We start from the raw sequence: 12,739 nt of genomic DNA on the forward strand, positions 1-12,739 counted from the left end.
GACCGATTGCTAGATCGGTCTAGCACTCGAAGGAGAGAGGTCTCGCAATGAAGCTGAAGCGATCGGCGGTCATCGCCGCAATTGGGGTCACCGCCGTGATCATGTCGGGCTGTACGTCGTCCGCGGAGCAGCCGGACGACGGGCCCCTCACGGTATGGACTCTGGAGAGCCAGCCCGACCGGGTGGCGACCCTCGAGAATCTCGCGGCCGAGTTCGCGGAGTCGGCCGGCACCGAGGTCGAGGTCGTTGCCGTCGACGAAGCGCAGTACAACCAGTTGCTGGTGTCAGGGGCCGCCGCCGGCGAACTCCCCGATGTGATCGGCGGAGTCGACCTGGTCGGCGTCGGCGCCCTGGCCGCCAACGAGCTGGTCGACGCCGAGGCCGCGCAGCAGGTCGTCGATGCGCTCGGCGCGGACACCTTCGAAGAGCGCTCGCTCGAGCGCGCATCGATCGACGGAGCGGTCTCCGCGGTACCCAGCGACTCGTGGACGTCCGTGCTGATCTACCGTCAGGACCTGTTCGACGCCGCCGGCCTGGACGCGCCGACCACGTACGACGACGTCCTGGCGGCCGCTGAGGCACTGGACGGTCAGGACGGCCGGGCCGGGTTCGTCGGTTTCACCGACAACCATGAAGCGCTCGAGCACTTCGCTCTCGCCAACGACTGCCAGGTCGTCGACGATGACGCGGAGGTCACGCTGGACAGCGAGCAGTGCGTCGACTCTTTCGCGTTGTACAACGAGCTGATCACCGAATACTCGGTCGACGGTGAGCAGGACCCGAACAGTGTGCGGGCGACCTACCTCGCCGGCGGCGCGGCGATGGCGGTGTTCTCATCGTTCATCCTGGACGAGCTGGCAGGGCTGCGCGCGGACCTCACCCCCAGCTGCCCGGAGTGCGCTGCCGATCCGGCATTCCTCGCGAAGAACACCGGCGTGGTCACCACGATCACGGGCCCGGATGGAACCGAGGGGCAATACGGCAAGCAGACCAACTGGGCGATTCCGGTGGATGCGTCGCCGGCCGCGGTCGATTTCGTCGAGTACATGATGAGCGACGGGTACGAAGCGTGGCTGGCGATGGCACCGGAGGGCAAGGTCCCCAATCGCCTCGGTACCGCGGACGAGCCCAGGGAGTATGTCGACGCGTGGCGGGCAATGGCGTCGGGTGTGGAGACGAAGGCGCCGCTCAGCGACTTCTACCCTGCGGAGGTCATCGACGCGATCGCGTCGTCGCCGACCCAGATCAGCGAGTGGGGCATCGAACAGGGGCAGGCGCCGCTGATGGGGGCGATCCTCGGCGAACAGCCGATCGTGCAGGCCATGTCGGACATGTTCGCGGGCAGCCTCACCCCGGAGCAGGCCGCGACCCAGGCCGCGGATGCCATCCGGTCGATTCAGGACTCGCTGCGATGACCACTTCGACTCCCACGGTGGGTCGCGCTCCGGCGCGGCCCACCCGGCCCCGACGCGGGCCGCTGGCCCGCGCCGAGGCCCGCGCCGGGTCCCGGCTGGTGCTGCCCAGTGTGGTGATCGTGTTCGCGCTCGTGGTGGTGCCGATCCTGTGGACGGTGATGCTGGCATTCCAGGACCTGCGCCTGATCGACCTGCGCCGCGCCGGGCTGTTCGGCGACTACACGCTCGACAACTTCGTCACCGTGTTCACCTCACCCGGCTTCTGGCAGGCACTGGGGACGACCCTCGTGTACGCCGTAGTGGGAACGACCGGAGCGATCTTCTTCGGGCTGATCACCGCGATGGCACTGCGCAAACCGTTCCGTGGGCGCACGTTCGTCCGCGCCGCGGTTCTACTGCCATTCGTCGCGCCGATCGTCGCGGTGACGTTCGTGTGGAAGACCATGCTGAACCCGCAGTACGGCGTCGTGAACGTGTGGGGAGCCGCCCTCGGCTGGGAGGACCCCATCGGCTTCCTCACCCAGCGCAGCCTCACCACCTCGTTCTTCGGCATCCCGGTCGATCTTCCCATCGCGCTGATCACCGTCATCGTCTTCGAGATGTGGCGCACCTTCCCGTTCGCGTTCCTCTTCCTCACCGCACGACTCGAGGCCATCCCCGGCGAGTTGGAGGAAGCCGCCACCGTCGACGGCGCGACCCCCTCGCAGTCGTTCTGGCACGTGGTGTTCCCGCAGCTAGTCTCGACCATCGCGATCCTGACCGTGCTGCGCTTCATCTGGACGTTCAACAACTTCGACGACGTCTACCTGCTCACCGGCGGCACGGCCGGCACCGAAGTGGTCAGCGTTCGGGTGTTCAACTTCCTCATCGGCCGCGGCGACATCGGGGCGGCATCCGCACAAGCGCTCGTGCTCGCCGCGATCCTCGCCGTGCTCGTCATCCTCTACATGCGCTTCATCGCAAGGACCCGGGAATCATGATGTCCACACTCGCAACAGCCGAGCCTCGCTCGACGAGCACCACATCGCCGCGTACCCGGACCGGAACCCGGCCGGGCTGGTCACGGGACCGCGCGGAGCGCGCGATCTTTCGCGTCGCCCGTTGGGTGGTCATCGCCCTCGTCCTGCTGGTGACAGTGTTCCCGTTCTTCTACATGCTGCTCCTGTCGGTCCGCGAGCTTTCCTCGATCGTGCGGGAGCCTGGGCGACTGTGGGCGCTGCCCAGCGAGTGGGACCTGTCGTCATACGTCGACGTGCTCAAACCCGTCACAGACGGAGGGCAAGGGTTCCTCGGGCTGATCGGCAACAGCGCGATCATCGCTGTCGGAACCGTGCTGGTCACGCTGCTGATCGCGGTCCCCGGAGCATACGCCGTGAGCCGGCTGGAGTTCTTCGGACGACGGCAGGTCAGCGTCGCGTTCCTCGCCGTCTACCTGTTCCCCACCATCCTGCTCGCCGTTCCGTTGTTCGTCTTCTTCACAAAGCTGGGCCTGCGCGGACAGCTGCCGGTGCTGGTCATCGTGTACGTGTCACAGACGATCGCGGTGGCGATCTTCATGCTGCGGAACTACTTCGAGACGATCCCGGTCAGCATCGAAGAAGCCGCCGCCCTCGACGGACTCGGCCGCATCCAGATCCTCCGGAAGATCATCCTCCCGCTCTCCCTGCCCTCGATGATGTCGACCGCATTGTTCGTGTTCATGATCGCCTGGAACGAGTTCCTCTTCGCACTGCTGTTCCTCGTGGAAGACCGCGCGGAATGGACGGTATCGCTCGGACTCGCGCAACTATCCGAAAACCTCGAGATCCCACCGACCTCCCTCATGGCCGGATCGGTCGTGCTGACCATCCCGATCATCATCATCTTCTTCGCCACCGAACGACTCCTCACCGGCGGACTGACAGCCGGCGCCGAAAAGGGTTGAACACCATGACATCTACGGTAGAAGCCCCGTCAACTCCCCTCCGCGTCCGCGACATCTTCAGCCCGCGATCGCGGCGACAGCGGTGGTTGGACGTTGAAGCCGCCTTAGCACTCGCGGAAGCAGACGCCGGCATCGTGCCCGCAGAAGCCGCAGCAGCGATCGCAGACAACGCCGACCTCTCGAAAATCGACGAGGTCGCCCTCTCCGCCAACGAACAGGCCACCGGCCATGTCATGGTGCCGCTCGTCGCCGCGCTTGCCGACCTCACCGGCCCAGAACACGGCGGGTGGGTGCACTGGGGCGCGACCACACAGAACATCCAACAATCAGGCGACACCGTCGGCATCCACCTCGCGCACCGCATCCTCACTGCGCGGCTCGCGCGAATCCTGGACATCCTCGCGACCGTATCGGAGACGCATGCGGATACGGTCATGGCCGGGCGCACGCACGGCCAGCACGCGGTTCCCATCACCTTCGGATTCAAGACCGCGGTGTGGGCGGACATCATCTCCCGTCACCTCCAGCGGTTGCGGGAAATCGAACCCCGGCTGTTCGTGTCGATGACCGGAGGCGCGGCCGGCACCTTCGCGACGTTCGGAGCGATCGGCCCGGAGATCCAGCGCGGAGTCGCTCAGCGTCTTGGGCTCTCCCCCATGGCCGTCCCCTCCCGCGCGATCGTCGACCACTTCGCCGAGTGGGTGTGCGTGCTCGGCCTTGTCGCTGCCACCGCTCAGTCCATTGCGGAAGAGGTCATCCGGCTCATGTCCGCAGAGATCGGTGAAGTCGAAGAAACACTCACCGACACGGACATCGGCAGCTCCACCATGCCGCAGAAACGCAACGCCAAGACATCCATGGCAATCGTCACAGCCGCAGCGCAAGCACGCGCCCTCGTTCCTGTTGCAGTTGAGGCGACCATCCAGGCGCACGAGGTCGACGGATCCCGCTCCGCCATGATGGACTGTGCCGTCGAGCAATCCGCCACCCTGCTCGACGAGATCCTCGAACACCTCGAACCACTCCTTATCGGACTGCACATCCACCCACAGCGGATGCGGAAGAATCTCGACCAGACACGAGGACTGATCACCGCCGAAGCCGTCATGATGCGGCTTGCCGAGAAGGTCGGGCGACAGCAGGCGCACGCCGTCGTCCATCACGCCGCTGCGCAGGCCACGACAAGTGGCAAGGAATTCCTCGAGATCCTCCGAGCCGATCCGGCAGTGACGAACAATCTGACCACCGCCGAGGTAGAGAACTTGCTCGACCCCGAACACCACGTCGGCCTCAGCGCCGACATCGCCCGAGCCACGGCCCAGCGAGCACGCGCTCTCGTCAAGGCTCTACGCTCTTCAACCGTAAGCACCCATTCCGTGTAACAGACAGCGGAATATCTGAGGGCGCGAAACCAGCACCAAGGTCCGTTGCGACGAATGGATACGGTGCCATGCGCAGCGCGACACCGTCCCCACCTACGCTCTTACGGCTTCCTTAACGCTTACGGTGAGTCGGGAACGCAACGACGAACACATTTGCACGACCAGGGCCCCTTATCGTGCACATGCCCGAATAGGGATCGCTGTTCGCGAGCTCGGCCTTACGCGTGAGTACACACGCCGTCGCCCCACGGTCATGACCGGTGAGCAGGTCGCCGTCGTAAACGAATGGATCAATACCTGTGAGCTCGCGTGGACGACGACCGGCACGAAAGAGGAGGCCGCTGCGCTCGAGTCTCGTCTCCTTCGCCGGTGGCGACCGCCGATCAACGTCGCATAGCGGATCTAGTCGAGGTCTGCGATGAGCGCCTTGAGTGACGCGCGCACCTCCAGGTCGGCCTCGCCAAGATCCCGCGGCTTGCGCGTTGCGAACGCCCGGCCTTGTTCGTCAAGCGCTGTCTGGTAGTCCGCAATCGCGTCGACGAACCGCTTCGTGACTTCGGCGTCATGTGTCATGTCGGCACCCTACTTGGGAAGGACGGCGGCCGAGGTTACAGAATCGGGTAGCGCTTGCGGCGCCGTCCACTATGTTCAACCTGTGCCCTCGCGATCCTCCGGACTAGTGCGAGGGCTGCTCCTTCTACCGCTCGCTCGGTGGCTCCTCGCGAGTCCCTCGGTGGGGTCGGGAACTGCACCGACACCGCCGCAAGTCGCGCCGCGTCGCCCCACAAGTCAGTTGATTCTGGCGTCCGTGCTCACCGTCGCGCTCGGCGTCTTGGGCTGGGGGCTCTACGTCCTTTACGACAACACACTGCCCACGATGGGGGAACCGCCTCCCACGGGGTCGATCCATCTGTACTTCGACCAGCCGAACGTCGTCGCGGAGCTCGATGTTCAGGTCACGTCGGAACTGCCGACCGGAGGCGACGACTTCACGAAGGACTCGTACGCGATCAGCGTGCTCGCCGAGGAATCGACCAAGGCAATCCACCACGCTTCTATCTCGCGCTTGGCGGCTCGGCGCTGCCGCACGATGACGGCCCGACTGCGAGTGAGACCGGCGAGCCCAGCGGCTGCTCATGGGCCGTTGTCAGCCAGGCGCCGGAATTGGCATGCGATCGCACCAAGGGATCGCCCGACTCTGCCTGGGTTGTCGACGAAAGGAAGGAAGACATCGTCGTCGTCTCGGGCTTGCTGTAACCGCTCAATGATCGCGGGCAGGGACTTACGAACGTTGAACTCAGCACGACCCCGGGATCACTCGTCAAAGCGGGGGAACAGAAGTGTTCCAGCTGCCGACCATCGGGACGACCTACATCCCTGCGACGGCAGGCGACGAGGTCGAGATCTCGATCGATGACTTCGGCACGGTGCAGGTGCCTGGGTCGCTGACGATCGTGGTGCGCTATCAGTATCTCGCGCCGACCGACCAACTCGACGCCTTGTCGGTCGAACCGATCTATCGCCAACCGCTGACGTGGGTAGAGACCTACATGTCGACGCTGACCGCCTCCGGCACAATCACGGACACGACCGAAGCCCGCAGTGCGGACCGCAGCACGTTCTTCTGGGGAGTTCTGGCTGGAGTATGGGGCGGCTTCTTCGTCTCACTGATCGCGTTCTGGTCGAGCATCATCGTCGCGTGGCGGCGCCGGCGCCGCTTCGACCGCGCCCAGCCCACGCGCCCGCCGAAGGCGACATCCCAACCGTCAGCGCGGATCTCTAGGTCGTACGTCGCCCTCTCATGAGGCGATCGATCACGCCGCGCAGGCCCCGCGGGGCTTCCTCGGTCTCACTGAGTTCGTCGTCTGAGTCATCTTCGGCCGGCAGGCGTCGCCCGATCTCTCGAAGCTGTCGATTCGTGAGCTTGAGTTCAGCCGCGACGGTCTTGACGATTCCGCGATCGTCTTCATCCGGCCCGGCGTCGAGGTGCTGGAGACGGAGTAGGTCGTCAGCTTGATGATGTCCGCGTGAAGAGGAAAGGTGTCACGGTACTGGCGGATCCGATTGCCCTTGTAACTCACGGTCACCGACACTTCCTCGGGAGTATTGAGGCCGTTGACGAGCTCGTTGGTGCCGGTGTTCTTTCCACGCCACCAGGTGTTAGTGAGCTCACTCCCGGGAGGGAGCAGCGCGATCGCAGCGTCGTAGCGCTTTGCGACCATGTCCGTGAGACCGTCCTTGCGATCTTCATCGGAGAGCGGTGGATCGAACGAGACGTGAAGGTCGCGAGCGGCCGACATTCCGTAGTTCCGGATGACCAATTCGAACGCGGTGTCGCTGTGTGCAGCCATTCGAAACAGCGCCATTACAAGTGGACGACTTCTGTCTCGGCTGTCACGAGCAGTGCTGGCGAGCGCAATCACGGCGATGACTGCCGTGATGATCGCGGCAAACGCAGAGATGAAGTCGGTATACGGCGCAAGCGCGCCAACGATCGGCGCCAGCGGCTCAAGCGGCGTAGGCGAGGGCGTCGGATTCACGCGGCCGAGCCTATCGGCGCTTCTGATGCGGATGAGGGGGTCCCGCGTAGAACCTCGCTCTGGTCTGCCACAGCCGCCGTTGCAATCACTACGACGGGCTAGGGCTTGCCAGGCTACCCCCCTCAACGGGCAATGCCCGTTGAGGGGGCGATACAGTGGCGCCGTGGCCCCCGTCCTCACCATCGGCCTCGCAGATGTCGACAGATGCGCTGACGCACTCAGCGCGGCCGCCAGAGCGATCGTGACCGGCGACGTCGTCGAGGCGCGTAAAGCCATCGGACCAATCGCCTTCGAACGATGGGAGGGGCGGCTCCGCTACGCAGCGCAGGCTGCCTCATCCTCGAAGTTGATCGAGCGCCGCCCGCGACGTCACCGACCGCATGCGCTCGCAGGTCTTCCTGCGGGATGGCATGACCTGCACGTATTGCGGCGGGCGATGCATTCCGAGGAACGTCCTCGTCGCGTTCAGCGACCTGTTCCCTGATGAGCTGTCGTACCACCCGAACTACCGGCGCGGTGAGATCCACCCGATGTACTGGGCACTCGCCCCGAGGCGGACCATACGTTCGCCCACGCTCGCGGGCGTACCGGCGACATCGCAAACCTCACCACCCTCCACACCATGTGCAACGCACGCAAGTCGGACTCGCTCGTCACTGAACTGCCCAAGGTCGACAGGCCCGAGCATGTCGTCGGATGGGACGGCCTTCTCGCGACATGCCGGAGCATCGTCGCGCTTGGCAACTCTCACGGCCAGCGACACTCGGCCGCCGGCTATCACGAGCGATGGTTGCGGCACTTCTCACAAGAACCGGCGTGGGCGTCGCAGCTGACTACAGCCTCTCGATGCGGGTTCGGCAGCTCAATCCAGCACGGTGTAGCCTGCCCGCGACCCACAACTCTCGCGCATCGCGCGTTAACGGATCCTTGGCTTCGTGCATCGCCCAAGGGGCACACATCGCATCACTCGCAATAGCTGTGGCCGTCAGCGTGCCCAGCTGGGTTGCCACCGCCCCGAGAACGGTCGCCGAAACGACTCAGATCAAGACTTCCCAGCGCTCGACCCCTGCACCATACCCGTGAGCGCGGGGATAACTGCCAAGCCAAGGCCGACACAGACGACCACTATCGTTCCGACTCTGGCCCAGACCTCGTGGGCAAGCCACGGACATATCATTGCCGTCAACGCCGTGCCTTCCCCGATCACGAGCAGCGCGCCCGCGAACCAGCCGGCGAGCCGAGCTGGACGTCGATCAGGATCGCGCTCGAATCCGATGCGAGACTCGATCACGACAGCCAGTGCGATCACAGGGATTGTCCCGACGACGGCCGACCAGAATTCGGCGTTCATGGTGCTGTGTCCGGTTCAGGTGTGCTTGTGGTTAGTCCAGGCAGCTCGTGGAGGAGCAGCACGCCGGGGCCGTTCTCGGCACCCACGTAGACGTCATGCGTGACCTCGTCCGTGGCCAGGGTCCCCCTTCGGAAGTTCGTCATCTTGCTTCGCCTCCCCTTTCCGCGGCCAACGCTTGATTGTCGAAGCGAGCCCCGAGCGACACCAGCCAGCCGGTTTGAACATGAGCTACATCGCTGTGCGCGAAGGACAGGTCGGTCGCGTCAGATTCACTGCGAGGCTCACGTACATCGCCGCGCAGCAGATTCCCCGAATCGAGAGTCTCTTCGCCATGCTTAACGGACCCGATCAACGTGCACTCGACATCCACGCCGTTCGCCGTTCTGTCAACCAGTGCCACGCGACTCTCCCGTGTGTGCCTCTGTGGCTGTCGGGCCGACATCTCCCGCGTCGAGCCCAGTCAAGCGTTCGGTCGATAGCGCTTGGAGTGCGCACATCCACGGGTCGATGCGCATGGGGCCACCGCCTCGGATTGGAGTGGGTGTCAGGGGTTGGATAGTGCAGCTCGCCACACCAGCTGTCCCGTCTCCCTGTGGGCGATGTCGTTATGTGCGCCTCCCCACCCACCGCTTTCCGTGTCGTCGATGACGGTGTTGGAGTTAATGTTGTAGACGGCTCCCGCAGCCAGGTGGGTATCGGGTGCGACCTGCGCGATCTTGACGTGGTCTGCGCTCGCACCTTGCAGGCCGAACGTGCCCACTGCTCCCCACTTGGGAACTTTGCCGCCGAGGACGAGGTGCTCGGCGCCGCCAGGGATCCACGCGGCGACGCGGACCCCGGCGGGGTAGAACTTGCCCAGTGCGTAGTCGTACTTGCTTTGGGAGGTGACGATCGGCCCGTCAACGAAGCGAGGGTCCCGCAGCTGCCGGAATCGGCCGGGCCTCCCGGTCCCGAATGCGTCGTCGGCGAACGCCCACAGCGACAGGGCCCCCTGCATCAGCACCATGGAGCGGACCGGGTGTTCAGGCGGCGTGCCGTCGCCGAGCACGGCACCGGAGACCACGATGCATCCGAAGCTGTGACCCATCACGTGTACGCGCGCTTCGTCCCCCGCCGCATCCTGCAGCTCGCGCAGGAGCAGGGATACTCCGGCGGTGCCCACCGTGTAGGCGCGTTGCTTCATCTTCCAGAAGGAGAGTTGTCGCAGCCCGAGGAGGGGCAGCCCAATCAGACCGGGACCGCCCAGCACCTTGCCCCGGCCCTCGATGATCCCGGCCAATGCGATGTCCTCGTCATCATCGCTGGGCAGAGGTGGCTCTTCGAGATTGATCGCGCGGGTGAGATCGCGCAGCGCGTCCCGTGCGGGTTGCGACTTCTCCAGGACGGTGCCGGCCGCCTCGGCATCGAGGATGGTCTTTAAAGCGCGCCGCGTCGCCGGTGTGTCTCCCAGCAAACTTGCGTAGGCATCGACCGCGTCCTCGACGGACACCGGAGTGGAGGTGTCGTCAGGGTCCTCGCCGTCCTTGCTGCCCAGCGTCTTCCCTTTCGAGTTGCGTTCGATGCGCGTTGGCGCGAACGCAAGGCTGGGCCAGTGGACGCCGACCACGAACGGTCGAAATGGTCGGGAGGCTTCCGTTGGGGCCGCGTCGAGGAAGGCAGCGACCCACGCGTTGTATTGCGCTTGGGCGCCTTCCCAGTCGCCGTGCCAGCCGTGGCTGATGAGGAACACGTCCGTGGCGGTGGAGGCGTGCAACGCTTCCTTCACCTCGGTGCTGGCCAGGACACCGGAATCGAACTTCTCGTTGCCGTCCTTGTCGAACTCAACGAGCCAGTACTCGATGTTGCGGCCGTCTACCTGGGTGCGTACGAGCGCCATGTCTCTCCTTCGAGTGTGCGATGAGTCCCGTCGATCAGGCGGTGAGAAGTGCCGGGGCGAGGTAGGTGTCGCTGGCACCGTGCAGTCCGTAGGCGAGGCCGAGCGCGTTGCCGTCGTCGATCATTTCGCGACGCAGATCGAGCATGGCTACACCGACCGGTACTCCCGAGAGCACTGCGGTGAACAGCCGGCGCGCGAACTCGTCAGCGAAGTGCGTGGCGATCTCACATTCCGTCCCGATGACGGTTCGAGCCCCGCGGTCGAGGAAGTAGTTCGGGAAGTTGACCGTGTACTGCGGGGAGAGCTCTGCGGATCGGCAGGCGTTCACGAACACGAAGGGGTTCTTCTTGAGCTTGATCCTCGCGTCCGCGAACAGCGTGAGGTCGCCAACGGTGACGGGCTCTTCGGTGAGCTGGAGCCACGACGCATTCGGCAACGGTTGGCCCTCAGAACTCTTCCCGGCGCCCGCATGACAAAGGAAGTAGATGACCTGGTATCGGGAACCGGATCCGATCGACTTCAGCAGTTCGGAGTTCTTCGTCCGATCCTGCACCTCGATGCCGGGTGAGCAGCCTACGGCATCCGCCCAAAACCGCCGTTGGTTCTTGACGGCGTCCAGGTTCTGCTCCTCGTCGATGTTGGGGTCGAAGTGCAGCGCGACCGAGAGACCCTTATCGACGGGAATCGGCGCGTCGTAGCGGGGCAGATTGACGACGAGTTCTTCGATCACGTGCCGGAAGCCGAGGAACCGGTCCTTGTCGGGGGTGCCTTTGAAGGTGCGGGCCAAGTACAGGGCGTGCCAGGGCACTGCGTGGCCACCAACGACGAACTGGATCGGCCGGGAGGGCGCTGGAACCCCGAGTCGATCGATGAGCAGGTCGCCGATCGCCGCGGCTTGCGTGTTCTCCGGACGCAGGTAGAAGAGGCTATGGAAAAGTAGGCTGCCGGCTTTCGCGAGGTTGGTGAGCGCTTCGCTGGAGGGCTTCTTGTCGATGTGAATGCTGCCTTGATACGCGTCGTCGTGGGACAGGCCGACCAATACGTCTCGCAGTTGCAGGACCGCAGCATTGAGCTCTTCTCGGGATATGTCGAGCTCGGCCTCCATTCCCACCTCGCCGGACACTACGCACTGGAACTTTCCGTTTTTGTAAAGGAAGGTCAGGGAGAGGAAGCGGGAGCTGTCGATCTGTAGGGCGTCCAGCGCGCGCCCGATGCTGGAGGCGGGGATCAGCGGGGTCAACTCGGGACCCTCGTCCTCGGCGCTGGCCACAACATCGACCGTGAAGGCCACCTGCGCCACCACGCTGCCCATCCGCAGCAGGGTCGCTGTCAGGTGTGCTGAGCCCTCCGTGCGGGGGACCACCTTGAACGTTGCGGGTTGTTCGCTGGTGCCGTCCCGCTTCATCACGAGGGGTTGCTGCCCGGCCGCAGCGTCGATGTCGATGTCGGTGGAGGTGAGCTGCACCACCATCGGCAGACGGTTCTTGCCGGGAGGGAAGGTCACCGAAAACTCGCCTTGCTCGGTCGCGTCGTCAGGGTCGGGGATCCCGAAATCGACGACGACGCCGACAGGTGTGTTCACGGCAGGTGTGCCGGTCACCGTGGCCTCGAGCACGGCCGAGACAACTGCCTCTGCCGATGCGCCGGCGCGCGGGGTCCCGGCGGCATCTGCGTCTCCTGGCGCGGCTTCCGCCTGCTTGCCGGGCTTCTTCGCCTTCGACTTCCTCACCGGCTGCGATTCGTGAGAACTGACGTGTCGATCCGGGAGCGGGATCTTTGTCACCAATCCCTCCAGCAGGGACTCACCGAAGTCGCGTCCCGCCTCGCGAGAGATCATCGACCACGTCACATCGGCCGGGGAACCGTAGCGCACGGTCGGCTTCACCATCCAGGACCGCACCGCCGGTTTGAGCACGACTGACCTTGGTCCAGGGGCCCCCTCGAGCAGCGCGCGTCGCAGGGCCTCCTCTTCATCGTCGTCGAGTGCTTCGAGCAGCGCCTCGATCGTTTCGCGCTGGTGCCGCGACTTCCGCGACCCCGAACGCATGATCTCGACGGCGCTGCCGAGTCGCTGATGCGAATCGAACAGGCTCGGATCGACGCCGCCCAGGCGCGACAACACGGACTCAGTGTGCGCGAACAGCTCGTCATGCCCAGTCATGACCGCCCCCTAGTTCCCGGGCAACACAATGGCGCAGTCGAGGGCTGCTGTCCAGAGGCTCGCTGACGCGCTCACCTGGGCGGTCAGGGC

The 12,739-nt window shown here is 64.9% G+C and carries 11 protein-coding genes; 5 read left to right on the top strand and 6 right to left on the bottom strand.

What is annotated here, in order from left to right; translation table 11 throughout:
* Window positions 1–47 precede the first annotated feature (47 nt).
* The 4 genes from MRBLWH7_RS11945 (at window position 48) to MRBLWH7_RS11960 (ending at window position 4,721) form a co-directional block, all read left to right on the top strand.
* Entirely contained in the window at window positions 48–1,415 is a 1,368-nt protein-coding gene (locus MRBLWH7_RS11945; RefSeq protein ID WP_341994713.1) for an extracellular solute-binding protein, read from the top strand.
* Window positions 1,412–2,395 carry a sugar ABC transporter permease gene (locus MRBLWH7_RS11950; protein ID WP_341994715.1) on the top strand — a complete coding sequence of 328 codons (984 nt, stop codon included), beginning with the start codon at window positions 1,412–1,414 and terminating at the stop codon, window positions 2,393–2,395. The genes MRBLWH7_RS11945 and MRBLWH7_RS11950 overlap by 4 nt, the downstream gene beginning before the upstream one ends.
* A 125-nt stretch (window positions 2,396–2,520) precedes the next feature.
* Window positions 2,521–3,339, top strand: a complete 819-nt coding sequence (locus tag MRBLWH7_RS11955) for a carbohydrate ABC transporter permease (RefSeq protein WP_341994717.1) — start codon at window positions 2,521–2,523, stop codon at window positions 3,337–3,339.
* A 5-nt stretch (window positions 3,340–3,344) separates the two neighbouring features.
* Window positions 3,345–4,721: a lyase family protein gene (locus MRBLWH7_RS11960; protein WP_341994719.1), complete on the top strand. Its 1,377-nt coding sequence runs from the start codon at window positions 3,345–3,347 to the stop codon at window positions 4,719–4,721.
* Between the two features lie 402 nt (window positions 4,722–5,123).
* On the opposite strand, the gene MRBLWH7_RS11965 is transcribed toward MRBLWH7_RS11960, so the two are convergent.
* The gene (locus MRBLWH7_RS11965; protein ID WP_341994721.1) at window positions 5,124–5,294 is read right to left on the bottom strand and encodes a hypothetical protein; all 171 of its coding nucleotides are present in this window, start codon (window positions 5,292–5,294) and stop codon (window positions 5,124–5,126) included.
* 767 nt (window positions 5,295–6,061) lie between these two features.
* Here MRBLWH7_RS11965 and MRBLWH7_RS11970 point away from each other — a divergent pair.
* Window positions 6,062–6,526 carry a hypothetical protein gene (locus tag MRBLWH7_RS11970; protein ID WP_341994724.1) on the top strand — a complete coding sequence of 155 codons (465 nt, stop codon included), beginning with the start codon at window positions 6,062–6,064 and terminating at the stop codon, window positions 6,524–6,526.
* Between the two features lie 9 nt (window positions 6,527–6,535).
* Here the strand turns inward: MRBLWH7_RS11970 and MRBLWH7_RS11975 are convergent, their stop codons facing one another.
* The 5 genes from MRBLWH7_RS11975 to MRBLWH7_RS11995 all read right to left on the bottom strand — a co-directional run bounded on the left by MRBLWH7_RS11975 (window position 6,536) and on the right by MRBLWH7_RS11995 (window position 12,649).
* Entirely contained in the window at window positions 6,536–7,261 is a 726-nt protein-coding gene (locus MRBLWH7_RS11975) for a hypothetical protein (RefSeq protein ID WP_341994726.1), read from the bottom strand.
* Between the two features lie 1,042 nt (window positions 7,262–8,303).
* A complete protein-coding gene (locus tag MRBLWH7_RS11980) occupies window positions 8,304–8,612 on the bottom strand; it encodes a hypothetical protein (RefSeq protein WP_341994727.1) in 309 nt (102 codons plus the stop codon).
* A gap of 139 nt (window positions 8,613–8,751) precedes the next feature.
* The gene (locus MRBLWH7_RS11985) at window positions 8,752–9,012 is read right to left on the bottom strand and encodes a hypothetical protein (protein WP_341994729.1); all 261 of its coding nucleotides are present in this window, start codon (window positions 9,010–9,012) and stop codon (window positions 8,752–8,754) included.
* A gap of 144 nt (window positions 9,013–9,156) precedes the next feature.
* Window positions 9,157–10,488, bottom strand: coding sequence for a hypothetical protein (locus MRBLWH7_RS11990; protein WP_341994731.1), 1,332 nt, complete (start codon window positions 10,486–10,488; stop codon window positions 9,157–9,159).
* Window positions 10,489–10,522: 34 nt separating this feature from the next.
* Window positions 10,523–12,649: a CHAT domain-containing protein gene (locus MRBLWH7_RS11995; protein WP_341994733.1), complete on the bottom strand. Its 2,127-nt coding sequence runs from the start codon at window positions 12,647–12,649 to the stop codon at window positions 10,523–10,525.
* Between the last annotated feature and the right edge of the window lie 90 nt (window positions 12,650–12,739).

It is taken from the genome of Microbacterium sp. LWH7-1.2 (genome assembly GCF_038397755.1).
Taxonomy (GTDB): domain Bacteria; phylum Actinomycetota; class Actinomycetes; order Actinomycetales; family Microbacteriaceae; genus Microbacterium.

Bases quoted from the DNA above. Each gene is read 5' to 3' on its own strand.
- MRBLWH7_RS11945 (WP_341994713.1), top strand. From the start codon at position 48: ATGAAGCTGAAGCGATCGGCGGTCATCGCCGCAATTGGGGTCACCGCC.
- MRBLWH7_RS11950 (WP_341994715.1), top strand. From the start codon at position 1,412: ATGACCACTTCGACTCCCACGGTGGGTCGCGCTCCGGCGCGGCCCACC.
- MRBLWH7_RS11960 (WP_341994719.1), top strand. From the start codon at position 3,345: ATGACATCTACGGTAGAAGCCCCGTCAACTCCCCTCCGCGTCCGCGAC.
- MRBLWH7_RS11965 (WP_341994721.1), bottom strand. From the start codon at position 5,294: ATGACACATGACGCCGAAGTCACGAAGCGGTTCGTCGACGCGATTGCG.
- MRBLWH7_RS11980 (WP_341994727.1), bottom strand. From the start codon at position 8,612: ATGAACGCCGAATTCTGGTCGGCCGTCGTCGGGACAATCCCTGTGATC.
- MRBLWH7_RS11990 (WP_341994731.1), bottom strand. From the start codon at position 10,488: ATGGCGCTCGTACGCACCCAGGTAGACGGCCGCAACATCGAGTACTGG.
- MRBLWH7_RS11995 (WP_341994733.1), bottom strand. From the start codon at position 12,649: ATGACTGGGCATGACGAGCTGTTCGCGCACACTGAGTCCGTGTTGTCG.